The organism is [Clostridium] innocuum (genome assembly GCA_012317185.1).
Lineage (GTDB): Bacteria > Bacillota_I > Bacilli_A > Erysipelotrichales > Erysipelotrichaceae > Clostridium_AQ > Clostridium_AQ innocuum.
Genome location: CP048838.1, coordinates 2868282 through 2880969 on the forward strand (window position 1 = coordinate 2868282; position 12688 = coordinate 2880969).

Sequence of the window (12688 nt, forward strand, 5' to 3'; positions counted from 1 at the left end):
ATTAATACCTCCAAATAATGTTTTACTTTAGATTAATCAAGAAGTGCATTAATGAGTTTGTCTGTTTCTAATGCAACTCTTTTTACATCATATTTTTCAAACACATCTTTATATCCCTTTTTGATAATTTTTTTCCTAAATTCATCATTATTTCTTATTTTTGATATAGCATTTGCAGCTTCTTCCTGATTATCCACACTAACCAAAAGACCATTTTGCTCATTTTGAATTAAATAAGATAATGCATCAACATTCGTAGCAACTATTGGCTTTTTGCAAATCATATACTCTGGGATTGCTAGTCCAAATCCTTCCCATCTGCTTAGTAAACAAGCAACATCAAATGTTCCTACATAATCTATCGGGTTGTCAATCCAGCCAGTTATTTTCAATTTGACGTTATTTTCTTTTGCGATTTTTTCAATTTCTTTTCTTTCTTCGTAAGAACCTTCCAATACATCTCCAACTATTAAAAAATATGCATCACTTATAAATTTTGATATTCCTACAAAAATATCAGGTGCCTTTTGTTTGCAAATTCTGCCTACCATACCAATTACGTATGCATCTTCAGGTATACCAAGCTCTTTTCTACTTTTTTCAGGCACTATATTTGTTTCTATTCCATTATAAATTATATGTAATTTATTTATATTTGAAATATTGTTATCTAACGCAGATTTCTTTTCTGCTTCTGATATGCAGACAATTGCATCGCAATACTTTGCCATTAGTCTTTCTAACGCCACATAAATCCAACTTTTTTTACTTTTAATGTTAAACGACCATCCATGAGGATTATATATGACTTTACATTTTACACCCAAGCAAGCAATTCTAGTTATAGCGCCCGCAATACTTGAATGTGCATAAACAACATCTGGGTCATATTTTTTTATAATACTACGTATTTTTTTTGATGATAATATAGTTTTTATTCCAATATCATGAGGTATATTCAATTGTTCAATATGATTGGATATATCTTTATATTCGCTAGCATTATAAAGATGAGATAAAACAACAATAGTTTCATATTTATTACGTTCCGTATATTTTAATAAACTGTGGAGATATTTATCCACACCTCCAATACATTCAGCAACATGTAAAATTTTAATTTTACTTTGTTTTGTCATATACACTCTCACCCTCTTCTTATAAATGTTTTTTAGGTCCACAAGCTAATCAGAAAATCATCTCTAATACTGCTTTTTTACCCAATTGTTTCAAATTGTTTCTTAATCTGTGACAAATTCTTACATGCAAAAAAGCCCGTATTTAAGGCGTTTATTCCTAGCTTGCAAAAATTATAACTAGAATTCCATAAATCGTTACTACAATCCCTTTTCGAAATAGCTTTGGCAACCAACACATAATTGAAGGACCTTCAGCATGATAATGTACAATATCATATCTTCCAAAAGATGCAAAGATTTAAGCAAAAACAGATGACGTTATAGCTGCAAAACCTTTTATTGTAGGTACTGATTTAAAAAGAACTTGCTTATATTTCCTATCATTTTTTCCTTTACCCACTTTTTTGTTTTTGGGATTATAGCAAGTTACATCATTTCCTAAAGCAACCATCCGAACGGCAAGTTCTACTACAACTACTTCGATTTCACCTTTTTTTTTACAAATATAGTATAAAAACTATTGATTTTTAGCAGTGTTTGCTAGAATTGTTATTATGTTTTAAGTGGACAAACCTTAATACATTTTAGACACCTTATACATTTTTTTTCATCGATAATAGGGTATTGAAAACCTTCGTTATCCGATTTCATTTGTATAGCTTTAACCGGACAACATGCATAACAAGCACTACATCCACAGCAATCTTTTTTTTGTTCATATAATATTGGCATATTTATTTTATTCATTTATTATCCCTTCATAATTTTCTCAATAAAATTTGGCAGATAAGACTTTAATTTACTTTTAAAAGATATTTTTTTGTATATACTTCTACGTATCCATCAGTATTCAAGGATGAATAGAATGTATTTCTTATTTCAGGTCGCTTTACTGCTGAAGTAAGGGTTTTATTATATTTTTTTATAATTGCTAAATCTAAATTTATAATCTCAAAATAATATTTAGTTTTAGAAGATAGATTTTTTCCCTTACTCGTATTGAAAATAACATATAATACGCCTTTATTTTCCATAAAATCTGGGTACGCAATTTCCACTCCATTAAACTCCCACAGTAAAATCTGATTTATGATTTCCTAATTTGAATAAACATCTATAACAGCATTCTTTATAATTACACCCCCTTAAAAAAATCAGAATAAAAAGGGTCTGTTCTTACATAGCAATCATGATTATTAAATCTGAAAGTATAAGACATATGTCTTCTATAATATCATCCAAATTTTTTTACACAAAACGTATAAGAACCCCAATGTCATTATTCAGGTAAGTCCTTTTTGATACGTGTGAAAGATATACACTCAATTTCCAGTTTTTTATGAAATTACAATCAGCCAGATGAAGAATTTGATTTGGATTTACATATTACATTGACAAGAAAACAGACCAAAGATATAAAATCTCAACAAGAAAAATATCGTTTCTTATCTACTACATCTACATTTGATTTTATTGATGAACATAATCCTGAGTATGAACTTCATTTCCGTGTAGTTCGCTTTAAACTGGATGGTAGTGAAGAATATGAATCGATTATCACAAATTTAAACCGGGTTGAATTTAGTAAGGATGAAATAAAAGAAATATACAATACTCGATGGTTTAAAGAATTATCGTTCCGTGACCTTAAATATTCAGCGGATCTGTTGCTGTTCATGCAAAAAAACGAGAAAGCATCCAACAGGAGATTTAGGCAAGGATGATACTATATAATATATCTTTTATTATGGCTCATCATATAGTAAATAAAAAGCCAAAGGAAAAGGGTAAGAAAAAAAGTATTCTTATGCGATAAACAAAAAAATGGCGATACATCATTGTCGCTATTTTATCCAGCATCATAAAAGAAAAGGCGGTCACCCGCCTGATCTTGAAACTCTCATTTCACAAGATATCTTACCAATCCACCCAAATCGAAAATGTAAGAGGCATGTGAAATCACAAGCGCAAATATGTTTCAACTACCGCCTTTCTTAACACGATATAATTAAAACTCAAAAGTTTATAAATTGCTTGAAAAATCTTCTTTTTGTCATGCATTTTTTCAGAATACTCTTAATCCTATCAGGATAAGATTATATAAAATCGCATCCTGTTAGTTTTCATCTTCTTAACTTAATGACATTGGATATCATTATCCCTTTTTTATCATAATAATAAATCGCTTTTAAATATTTATGCCGTAAAAATGTTTGTACTTTACAGAAAAACTCTATAGTTTCGATATTCATAGTAAATTCCCTTCTTTTGCATAAATAAACATAGAATTAACATTTATATACGCATCTCATATTTTTTGCCTTAGGATTAGAATTAATCACCTTATTATTTCAGTTAAACTTCCAATAAGAAACAGATATAATTTCCTAATAATCACTTCATGAAAATATGATTGAACTCCCGTGATATAGTCCTCGAAATAATTTCATGTTCATAATATGTTCTTCAATATCTTCTTTATATTTACGATTGCGTTTTCCTTAGGATGCATAACATACAACGGCTGACTACCAAACGAATACGTAGGCAACATATCTCCTGTGCCATCTGCACTGATACTTGTGACCTTCCATGTAGCCATATCATCAATTTGCATCTGTATGAGTGCAGTGATTTCATCCGTTGTCATATTGGTCTGAAACATTCCCTGTACTGCATTCATGATGCTTTCATAATTCTTGATGACATTTGACTTTGTGAATTTCTTCAACATCGCTTCAATTACCTGCTGCTGGTTCTCTCCACGATGACGATCTCCACTTTCATAAGCATACCGCTCTCTCGCAAAAGCTAATGCACAAGCACCATCTACATGTTGATTTCCTTTAACATAGCTGCAATTCTTATTTGTATATGCAGTTAATTCTTTATCAGAATAAATATCTATTCCATCCAATGCATCCACCATGGTCGTCAGCGTATCGAAATTCAGTCGCACATTGTAATTAATCTTAATATCAAACAGCTTACTCAATGTTGCCTGTGATGTTTCCACGCCATAGAGTCCAGCATGTGTCAATTTATCCATCGCACCTGTTTCACAACTGCCATTCGGGCACTGTAAGGGTACATAATAATCACGTGGTATGAATACCAGTAACAACTCTTTCTTTTGCGGATTCACTGCCGCCAGCATATTGACATCACTTCGACTCGTTTTAGATATCGAACCATTCGTATCGATTCCTGAGATATACACGATGAATGGATCCTTTGTGATGTTGTTCGCTTTTAAGTTTTTCAAAACTTCCTTACGATCCAGCGTATAGATAACTCTTGTTTCCTTCTCAAAGCTGCCATCGATGATGTTGAATGCATCCCGCATCCCTTCATTCATGATAATGGCATCCGTATTGCCATCCAGCAATCCCTGCATCTCATCCTTGAATTCCTTATACTCGATTTTGGATATCTCATTTGAAAATTGAGAGCCTAGGCGGTTCAACATAAAGTCCGTATTCTCACGATCAATTGTTTTTAATATACCAAACTGTTTTCCATCCAAATCTTTAACATCCTTATAGCTGCTGTCTTTTTTTACAAGCACAGAAATCTCTGTCGTCTTAATATCGCCGTTACTGACAGCCTTCACTGTTTCCTGTGCCTTATTTATAACCTTAACGTTCATAAACAGGATACATATACAAAGGACTATTGAAAATACACATCCCAGAATCTTGGTAATTTTGTTAGCCTTTTTTCCAAGGATACAATAGATAACTGCACCGACAATCAATAAGATAACAACAAGAATCGGTATATAATATTTCAATGGCAAAATATGGAACCTGTACAGACTCCATAACAAATATGCCGCGGCCAGAACCATCACGATCCAGCATACATGCTTTCCATACTTTTTAATATTTTCCATCTTTTCTCAGACTCCTCTCCAGCTCCTGCTGCTTCCAGGAATCCTTCAGATCCTTGACAAATTTAAAATAGGTAGAACGCTTGAAACCTAACTTCTCCCGATAATCCTCATGCTTCATTTCTTTTCGCATGATTTTTTTGATATTAACTTCAAAATCAGCAGGCAGCGTTATTTTAGGTCGACCGTAATCACCCTCCCCGTTTCGCTTTTTCTCCAGAGCTCTCTGGATTCCCTTCATTTGCTTATCATATATCTGCTTGCGCTGTGTATCTCTGACAAAATCAATCAGAGTCAGCATCTGTTCAGTATTCAAATCTGAATCATCCAAAAGCTTTATCGTTATATCCTTATTCTTTATATATGTTAGATGGACAAAGAGTGTATTTCCATCCGCTGCGATTGACGAAAGCTTATAAACATAAAGTTCATCCTTCATTTCCAGATTAGCAATCAATTGATTCCATGCATCGTACCTATTGTTATCTATGTAAATAGAAGTTTCCTGTATATTCAAATCTGAATGTAATACAATCGTGTGTATGGCTTCGCATTCAGCCTCCGTTGTAGCGTATGCATAGAAATACTTCATCGACTCACCTCATCCCGATCACATGTTTCATTCTTCCATCACTTAGCTATAATTTCCATAATAGCTGTAATAAGACTTCGATGTGATATCAACCTTCGTCAACACACACCCCAATACATTCGCACCATTTCTCTGCAGCATCGTCAACGCATTTTTTGCCTCCTGCTTTGCTGTATCCATTGCGGATACCACAAACAGTGTTCCATCTACAATACTCGAAACCGGAATTGCATCCGCTACCGCATTCAATGGCGGACAGTCGATGATAATGTAGTCAAACATCTCTCGAAATTTTTCAATCAGCTCCTTGAAGCGGTCGCTCGCCAGCAGCTCCTGCGGATTCGGGACAGATTTTCCACTGGTGAGCACATACAGCTTGCCGTCCGTACTGTTATCCTTGAACTTCTGAAAATAACCTCCGATCTCCAGGTCGATCTCTGACTTCTCTTTCATCAGATTACTGATCCCCAGCTTATTCGAAACCTTGAAGATCTTATGCTGTACGGGCTTTCGAAGATCACAGTCAATCAACAGGACCTTCTCGTACTTTGCAATCGCCACCGTTGCCAGGTTGCTTGCGACCGAGCTTTTTCCCTCTGCTGGATTCGAGCTGGTCACACAAATCACTTGGATATCCTTATTGAAGGATGAATATTCTATATTCGTCCGCAGCTGACGATATACCTCCATATTGTCAAACTGACTCTTTTTTGTATGCTTTTTCGGATCACTCCGCTTTGGTGCTATCTTTCGTTCCATTTCATCATCTCCTCCTCATTCGCTGTAGCCAGGATCTTTTCCTTACCGCCATACGTTCCACATCCTCGTCTTGAAGGACATGCTGTGGATTGATGGTACAGAGCAGCTCTGCGCTCGCCGTATCAGTTACCTTTACGATTTCCTGATATACATCGCTCAGCCTGCAGATACGATTTCCACTGGTACGATGTGCATCACTCGCAACGATATGCACCAGTCCTTTCTCCAACAGCCGTCTGGCATTCTTCTGAATCTGCGAACCATGCATTCCCAATAGACTCGTCCGATTCATCTGAATCACATATCCGTTGTTTATCCATTCCTTTACTCGATTTACATCGATATCCTTATGAAAGTACCGCTCCGCATGCGCTATCATGGGAGTCAGTCCTCTGATCGACAATTCATACAGCTGCTCATCCGCATAGCTGTTCTTTTCGATATCCTTGCGGACATCAAACTCACACAGCAGATAGCGGCTCTCATTGATCGTGTTATAATATTTCCCATCGACCATATCCAGATAATCATCATTCAGAAACATCTCACAGCCACTGTAAATCGTGACGCCATATTCCTTGCCAAGCTCCCTCAGCTCCCGGATCCGCTGATCCATCTCTCTTACATCCGCTTCCTTTTGAGCTCCTGGTATGAAATGCGGTGTTGCCGCCAGCTTTACGATTCCATCCACCCTGGCCTGCTGTAACGCCTGTTGTGCTTCTGCACGGCTATCGATACCATCATCGATATCCCATGCCATATGGCAATGCAGATCAATGAAGCTCATTCGCTAATCCTCCAGAAACGGAATCTCTGCCAGTACCGGTATCTCCAAATACGATTCCGCATCTTCCTTCGTATGTAGCCTCTTATCCAGTAGGAACTGTACAGTCACAAAGCCACAGGACACCATGATTCCAAGCAGCGCTCCGATCAAGAGGTTCATCTTTAAGCTCGGCGATACCGGTGTCTCATTCACCTGCGGCGCATCCAGGATCGTCATATTCTTGATATCCAGCTTGTCCTTCATGCTCTCAAAAAACAGATTCACCGTCGTATTCACGATATCCTTCGACATCTTCGCATCCTTCGTCCTAGCACTCACCGTGATGATCTCACTGTCTGCTTCATTGCTGACGCTCAAGGAATTCTTTACCAATGCCTCATTCTCCAGCTTCAGCTTCTCCGCGACATCCTCCAGCAGGCTGTTCCCCTGCAGCATCAGGACATAGTTGTTCACCATCTTGGAATTGGCGGTCAGTGTATTGTAATCGATCATTCCACTTTCCGTGATATTCGGCTTCAGATAGATCCTTGCCATGCTTTCATATTTCTTTGGTATCAGAAACTTCGTCACCAATAAGGATATGATGATCGCGATCACCGTCACTGCGATGATAAAGGACATCTTTTTCTTCAACTGCCGAAACAGTCTTCCCAGATCGATTTCTATTTCTTCATTCTGTTCTATGCTCTTCTGTAAATCTTCCACTAATTTCTCTCCTTTGCTTTCTTCTTTTGAGGCGAGAATCTTACTACATAAAAAGGATACACTCTCCCCTTCCCCCACCTGCAGTGTTGAATGGTTGGCTGTATCCTGAACCTCTCCATAAAGTGCCTCAACAACTATTACTTCTGAGATTCAATCTTTTTCACTATTTCCAGAGAAACGTCCACCTGCAGATCCTGATTGTTCATGCGAACATTCAGGATAGCACGCCGTTTATGTCTGTCAATTCGTATAATATTGCTTTCATAGCCCTTTAACGGACCTTCGGTGATGATGACCTCTCCATCCAGGATCTCACCCTTTGATATTCTAACATTGTGTTCCTCATCCATAAGGCCTTCCAGATACGCTCTTTCTTCCGTGCTCAATGCACTGACGTCATCCTCATACCTCAGTTCCTTCAAGATACCGCGGATCTGTGAACGGTATCGAAGCAGCGCCTGCTGGAACCCGTTCGGATTCAGCTCTGTTTCCACAAACACATACGAACGAAACAACGGTTTCTTCACAATCACTCGCTTCCCCTGTATGCGGTGCACCACTTCCTTTAAAGGAGTGAATGCTTTTATACCATCCTGTTGACTCAAAAGCTCCAATATCCTTTTTTCTCTGCCACCCATCACATACAGCACGTACCACGGCTTCATCATCTTGCCCCATCCCCGTGAAACACGGTCTTGATCGTCTTGACGAGGATCGTCATATCCAGCTTCAGGCTCCAGTTTTTGTAGTAATACTCATCCATCTTCAACCGGTCCGAAAAGCTGATATCGCTTCGTCCGTGTGTCTGCCACATGCCGGTCAGTCCGGGCTTGCAGCCGATCACATAGTCATAATAGATCCCCATATCTTTACGTTCCCCAGGCAGGTACGGCCTTGGTCCTGTCAGGCTCATATCGCCCTTCAGCACATTCAGGAACTGCGGGAATTCATCCAGACTCTTCCGTCGCAGAAATTCTCCGGCCCTTGTGATTCTGGGATCCTTCTTCAGCTTCTTATTCGTCTCGTACTCTTCCCTGATCACGGGATCCTTTTCCATAAGCTCCTGCAGTATGCGCTCCGCATCGGGTATCATCGTCCTGTATTTATACAAAACGAATTTCTTTCCGCCCTTCCCGATTCGCACCTGTTTGAAAAATATGGGATCATGATCATGATTTTTGCTGTTTGATCTCCACACATAGATCGTCAAGGGGATCAGCAGGATACAGCCGGCTATACCGCCGAGAATATCGATGGTCCGCTTGACCACTTTATTGAAGGTCGATATCTTTCCCTTTGCTGTAGATACGAGCAGCTGACCGTCAAAATCCTCGACCCTAGTATCGAAGGTCAAAATCTTGACGGACGGCATATAGCGAATCTTTTCGACTGTCCTAAGCTTCAGCAGGATATCATCGAACTGTGCATTAGTAAGATTCGTTGAGGCGATGACTGCGGAATTTATCTGCAGTCTGGAAACGGCCTGTTCCAGCTCACCCAACGCAAACACATCCTGTTTGATATCCTTCACCACATGACCATCCTGTGTATCTATGTAGCCCTTTACCTTCATCAGCGCAAACCGGTTTTTCTCACAGACCTCTGCAAATGCAAGAGCCTGCCTTCCTGCACCGATGATCAGCACATTGTCCGCACAGCTGTTTCGAAACCAGATGCGCAGATAACGCTGTAATAGGATACTGAAGCAGAGCATAATGCATGAGATCACTGCATTCAGCAAAGCACAATGAGCATTGAAATCCTGCATGGGGTCAAGCAGGATACTGACGATAAAAAAACAGATATGACTTTTTACAAGCAGCTCTATCTCTTCCCAGATCAGCAGCGTCTTCGTCCGATAATGACCAAACAGATACTGAATGACAAAATACAAGGCACAGATGCGCACTGTATAATCACCTGTAAAATCAAAAAGAAAAGAAAGATTGCAAACAACGATTTCCTCCAGCAAACATGCTGTTATTCCTATTTTTTCCCTCATGTACTTACATTCATTAATGAATTCACTACCCTCCCTTTTATAAAATGGAATTTTAAATCTCAAAACGTATACCTTTAAAGATATACTAAATAAAACGAGAATAGTGTTATAAAGTATATTTATATAGACTGAAAAGCGTAAAAAAACAGATGATTTCATATGAAATCACCTGTTTCATTAATTATAAGTATATAGACAGAAAGGTATACCTTTATAATCATAAAGGGTATGCAAATGCTTAGTTCATTCCATTCTACACGTAGCTATTCTACTACAATAGGTCATTACAATCAATGATTTCATGCAAAAAAAGTCCGAATTATTAGAATTTTATTTATTTTACAAAGTAATCATTTATCTCAAAACTGTCACGCTCAAAAATGTTAACGATTACAAAACAAATAAAAAAACGACAGCATTACTGAAATCAGTAACAACTGCCGCAATATTCTTATTTAAAAGCCTTCTTAAATTTATCAAACGGAGACTCATGAGATTTCTTATTGCGAATTTTCTCATACAGCTCCTTTTCGTCGCGTGTAATCTTGGTCGGTACCTCCACCTTGACCTCGACATACTGATCACCCTGATTGCCGCGGGAAGAAGCAGACTTGACACCCTTTCCCTTCAACCGGAACTGCTGTCCGAACTGCGTACCTGCCGGAATCGTCAGCTCCACATCACCGTAAACAGTCGGAACATCCACCTTGCAGCCCAAAATCGCATCCACAGCACTAATCGGTACCGTGATACGGATATCATTGCCATCGCGTACAAATTGCTTGTGACGGCTTACCAGAATCTCGATATACAAATCGCCGTTTGGCCCGCCATTCACACCGCGCTCTCCCTTATTCGGAACACGCACCTGCTGACCGGACTGAATGCCTGCCGGAATCTTGATATCCAGCTTCACACGCTTATGCTCATAGCCCTTGCCATGACATTTCGGACACTTGTTCACAATCGTCTTACCCGTTCCGTTACAATCCGGACACACTGACTGACTCTGGAACACACCAAACGGCGTTCTCTGCTGAGTCGTTACTGTACCGGTACCATTACAATGCGGACAGGACTTAATATCGGACTTACTTTTCGCGCCGCTTCCCATACATTCATCGCACTGCTCATCCACCTCAATCGTAACTGTTTCCGTTTTTCCGAAAATAGCATCCATGAACTCGATGCGCATCTGCATGAAGCGGTCATTCCCCTTACGCGGTCCGTTGCTTGCGCGACGACTTCCACCACCGCCAAAGCCTCCGCCGAAAAAGGAACCGAAGATATCTCCGAAGTCCTCAAAACCGCCAAAGCCTCCGGCACCGCCGCCAAAATTGGCACCATCCATACCTGCATGACCGAACTGATCATACGTCGCTTTCTTCTGCGGATCACTCAGTACCTCATATGCTTCGTTTACTTCCTTGAACGATTCCTCAGCCCCCGGATCCTTATTGACATCCGGGTGATACTTTTTCGCCATCTTCCGATAGGCTCTTTTTATTTCATCATCGCTGGCACCCTTGCTGAGTCCCAGGACCTCATAATAATCTCGTTTGCTCATGTGGATCACCCTCCTAACTTTCCAGACTGTATATGAACTGCTGTATGTCTGCATCTCCGAAAATACGCACTCTCGGCAGCTGCAGCTTATCCATACCGGGTTCTATTTTACCATAATTTGTCGTAAAAGCCATATGCACACCTGCATCTTTCATAATCTGCAGTGCACTGTCTGTAACATCACCATACGGATAACAATACACATTACCTCCGCCGATGATGGAAAACGACTTTTCTGTGTCCGCAACACCCTCATCATGTGCCACACAGCGCAATGCACCGCCATGACCGCCTTCACAGCCGCCGGTATGCATGTCATAGGAATGCGACTGCAACTCCATGCCGTTTTGCTTCATTTCCTGAAAGCTTTGTGGCAGCTTATCATCCTTCAGATGATTCCCGATCAGAAAGAGCGTTGCACTATTACCATATTTCTTCAGCAGCGGATATGCATATTTATATATGGAAGCTGTCCCATCATCAATCGTAATGGAAACACTGTTCTTCGGCAGTTGTACCTTTCCATCCAGAAAATTCTCCACGTCCTGCATGCGCAGCGTCACATAGTTATGCTCCTTCAAATACTTCAGGTGTGCTTCAAAGTCATTAACCTCCAGCCAGTTTCCGTTTTTCGGGACCTCACCATTTTCCCTGGAATAGAAATAATGATACATGAAAACCGGAATCTGTTTTGCGACCGGTTCTCCGGTATTGTCAGCCTGCTTTGTAGCTGCTATTGCGGATTTTGGTATATACACGAGGGCATTCCCTATCTGTACACCATAGCGTTTCTCATCCTTTACATAAATAGGATAAGATGCTTTCCGTGTTACCTCCGCCAGCTTGTCTCCTGCATCATTCTGAATAATATAGCTGTCTTTTGTCACGATATTCTCATTAAACGGCAGATAAACACTAGCCTTTTTGACATTGTTTTCTTCTGTTTGTTCGGGTACCACATGATCAGCCAGGATGTAGCAGTCATCCGTTTGCAGCCTGAAATACTTTTCCTTCATGTTCTGTGCGCTTTGCTTGTCAAGCTTCAGCATTGTCCCCTTAAAGATACGGCCAATCTCTTTGTATTCTCCATCCTTCTTCTCAAACAGCGGTGTTTCCTTATCCACACGCACCGTCTGTGCATAATATGAGGAAACATCAACAGCAGTCTTTTGTCTCTGCATGGGATACATCCAATAGATGACCAGCATCACACAACATACAAAACCTAGCGCAAGCACTAGGAATT

General features: G+C 39.5%; 12 protein-coding genes and 1 pseudogene. 1 reads left to right on the top strand and 12 read right to left on the bottom strand.

Annotation, left to right across the window (positions count from 1 at the left end; genetic code table 11):
• Positions 1 to 32 precede the first annotated feature (32 nt).
• The 3 genes from G4D54_13955 to G4D54_13965 all read right to left on the bottom strand — a co-directional run bounded on the left by G4D54_13955 (position 33) and on the right by G4D54_13965 (position 2197).
• Positions 33 to 1139, bottom strand: coding sequence for a glycosyltransferase family 4 protein (locus G4D54_13955; GenBank protein QJA03469.1), 1107 nt, complete (start codon positions 1137 to 1139; stop codon positions 33 to 35).
• A 552-nt stretch (positions 1140 to 1691) separates the two neighbouring features.
• Positions 1692 to 1886 carry a 4Fe-4S dicluster domain-containing protein gene (locus G4D54_13960; protein QJA03470.1) on the bottom strand — a complete coding sequence of 65 codons (195 nt, stop codon included), beginning with the start codon at positions 1884 to 1886 and terminating at the stop codon, positions 1692 to 1694.
• A gap of 47 nt (positions 1887 to 1933) precedes the next feature.
• Positions 1934 to 2197 carry a hypothetical protein gene (locus tag G4D54_13965; protein QJA03471.1) on the bottom strand — a complete coding sequence of 88 codons (264 nt, stop codon included), beginning with the start codon at positions 2195 to 2197 and terminating at the stop codon, positions 1934 to 1936.
• A gap of 225 nt (positions 2198 to 2422) precedes the next feature.
• Between G4D54_13965 and G4D54_13970 the strand changes: the two are divergent.
• Positions 2423 to 3137, top strand: a pseudogene (locus G4D54_13970) (transposase).
• A 454-nt stretch (positions 3138 to 3591) separates the two neighbouring features.
• Here G4D54_13970 and G4D54_13975 read toward each other — a convergent pair.
• The 9 genes from G4D54_13975 to G4D54_14015 form a co-directional block, all read right to left on the bottom strand.
• Entirely contained in the window at positions 3592 to 5034 is a 1443-nt protein-coding gene (locus tag G4D54_13975) for a LytR family transcriptional regulator (GenBank protein QJA03472.1), read from the bottom strand.
• Positions 5021 to 5623 carry a recombinase family protein gene (locus G4D54_13980; protein QJA03473.1) on the bottom strand — a complete coding sequence of 201 codons (603 nt, stop codon included), beginning with the start codon at positions 5621 to 5623 and terminating at the stop codon, positions 5021 to 5023. The genes G4D54_13975 and G4D54_13980 overlap by 14 nt, the downstream gene beginning before the upstream one ends.
• Positions 5624 to 5665: 42 nt before the next feature.
• Entirely contained in the window at positions 5666 to 6382 is a 717-nt protein-coding gene (locus G4D54_13985) for a CpsD/CapB family tyrosine-protein kinase (protein QJA03474.1), read from the bottom strand.
• A gap of 4 nt (positions 6383 to 6386) precedes the next feature.
• Complete coding sequence (locus G4D54_13990; GenBank protein ID QJA03475.1) at positions 6387 to 7169, bottom strand: capsular biosynthesis protein; 783 nt, start codon at positions 7167 to 7169, stop codon at positions 6387 to 6389.
• Between the two features lie 3 nt (positions 7170 to 7172).
• Positions 7173 to 7874 (bottom strand): capsular biosynthesis protein, encoded by a 702-nt coding sequence (locus G4D54_13995; GenBank protein ID QJA03476.1) that lies wholly within the window; start codon positions 7872 to 7874, stop codon positions 7173 to 7175.
• 137 nt (positions 7875 to 8011) lie between these two features.
• On the bottom strand, positions 8012 to 8542 hold the full coding sequence (gene loaP, locus G4D54_14000; GenBank protein QJA03477.1) for an antiterminator LoaP: 531 nt from the start codon (positions 8540 to 8542) through the stop codon (positions 8012 to 8014).
• The gene (locus G4D54_14005) at positions 8539 to 9999 is read right to left on the bottom strand and encodes an exopolysaccharide biosynthesis polyprenyl glycosylphosphotransferase (GenBank protein ID QJA05206.1); all 1461 of its coding nucleotides are present in this window, start codon (positions 9997 to 9999) and stop codon (positions 8539 to 8541) included. Before G4D54_14005 ends, loaP begins: the two co-directional genes overlap by 4 nt.
• A 328-nt stretch (positions 10000 to 10327) precedes the next feature.
• Entirely contained in the window at positions 10328 to 11443 is a 1116-nt protein-coding gene (dnaJ, locus tag G4D54_14010) for a molecular chaperone DnaJ (protein QJA03478.1), read from the bottom strand.
• Positions 11444 to 11456: 13 nt separating this feature from the next.
• Positions 11457 to 12623 carry a polysaccharide deacetylase family protein gene (locus G4D54_14015; protein ID QJA03479.1) on the bottom strand — a complete coding sequence of 389 codons (1167 nt, stop codon included), beginning with the start codon at positions 12621 to 12623 and terminating at the stop codon, positions 11457 to 11459.
• Positions 12624 to 12688: the final 65 nt, after the last annotated feature.

Bases quoted from the DNA above. Each gene is read 5' to 3' on its own strand.
- G4D54_13985 (QJA03474.1), bottom strand. From the start codon at position 6,382: ATGGAACGAAAGATAGCACCAAAGCGGAGTGATCCGAAAAAGCATACA.
- dnaJ (QJA03478.1), bottom strand. From the start codon at position 11,443: ATGAGCAAACGAGATTATTATGAGGTCCTGGGACTCAGCAAGGGTGCC.
- G4D54_14015 (QJA03479.1), bottom strand. From the start codon at position 12,623: ATGCAGAGACAAAAGACTGCTGTTGATGTTTCCTCATATTATGCACAG.
- G4D54_13975 (QJA03472.1), bottom strand. From the start codon at position 5,034: ATGGAAAATATTAAAAAGTATGGAAAGCATGTATGCTGGATCGTGATG.
- G4D54_13980 (QJA03473.1), bottom strand. From the start codon at position 5,623: ATGAAGTATTTCTATGCATACGCTACAACGGAGGCTGAATGCGAAGCC.
- loaP (QJA03477.1), bottom strand. From the start codon at position 8,542: ATGATGAAGCCGTGGTACGTGCTGTATGTGATGGGTGGCAGAGAAAAA.
- G4D54_13960 (QJA03470.1), bottom strand. From the start codon at position 1,886: ATGAATAAAATAAATATGCCAATATTATATGAACAAAAAAAAGATTGC.
- G4D54_13955 (QJA03469.1), bottom strand. From the start codon at position 1,139: ATGACAAAACAAAGTAAAATTAAAATTTTACATGTTGCTGAATGTATT.
- G4D54_13990 (QJA03475.1), bottom strand. From the start codon at position 7,169: ATGAGCTTCATTGATCTGCATTGCCATATGGCATGGGATATCGATGAT.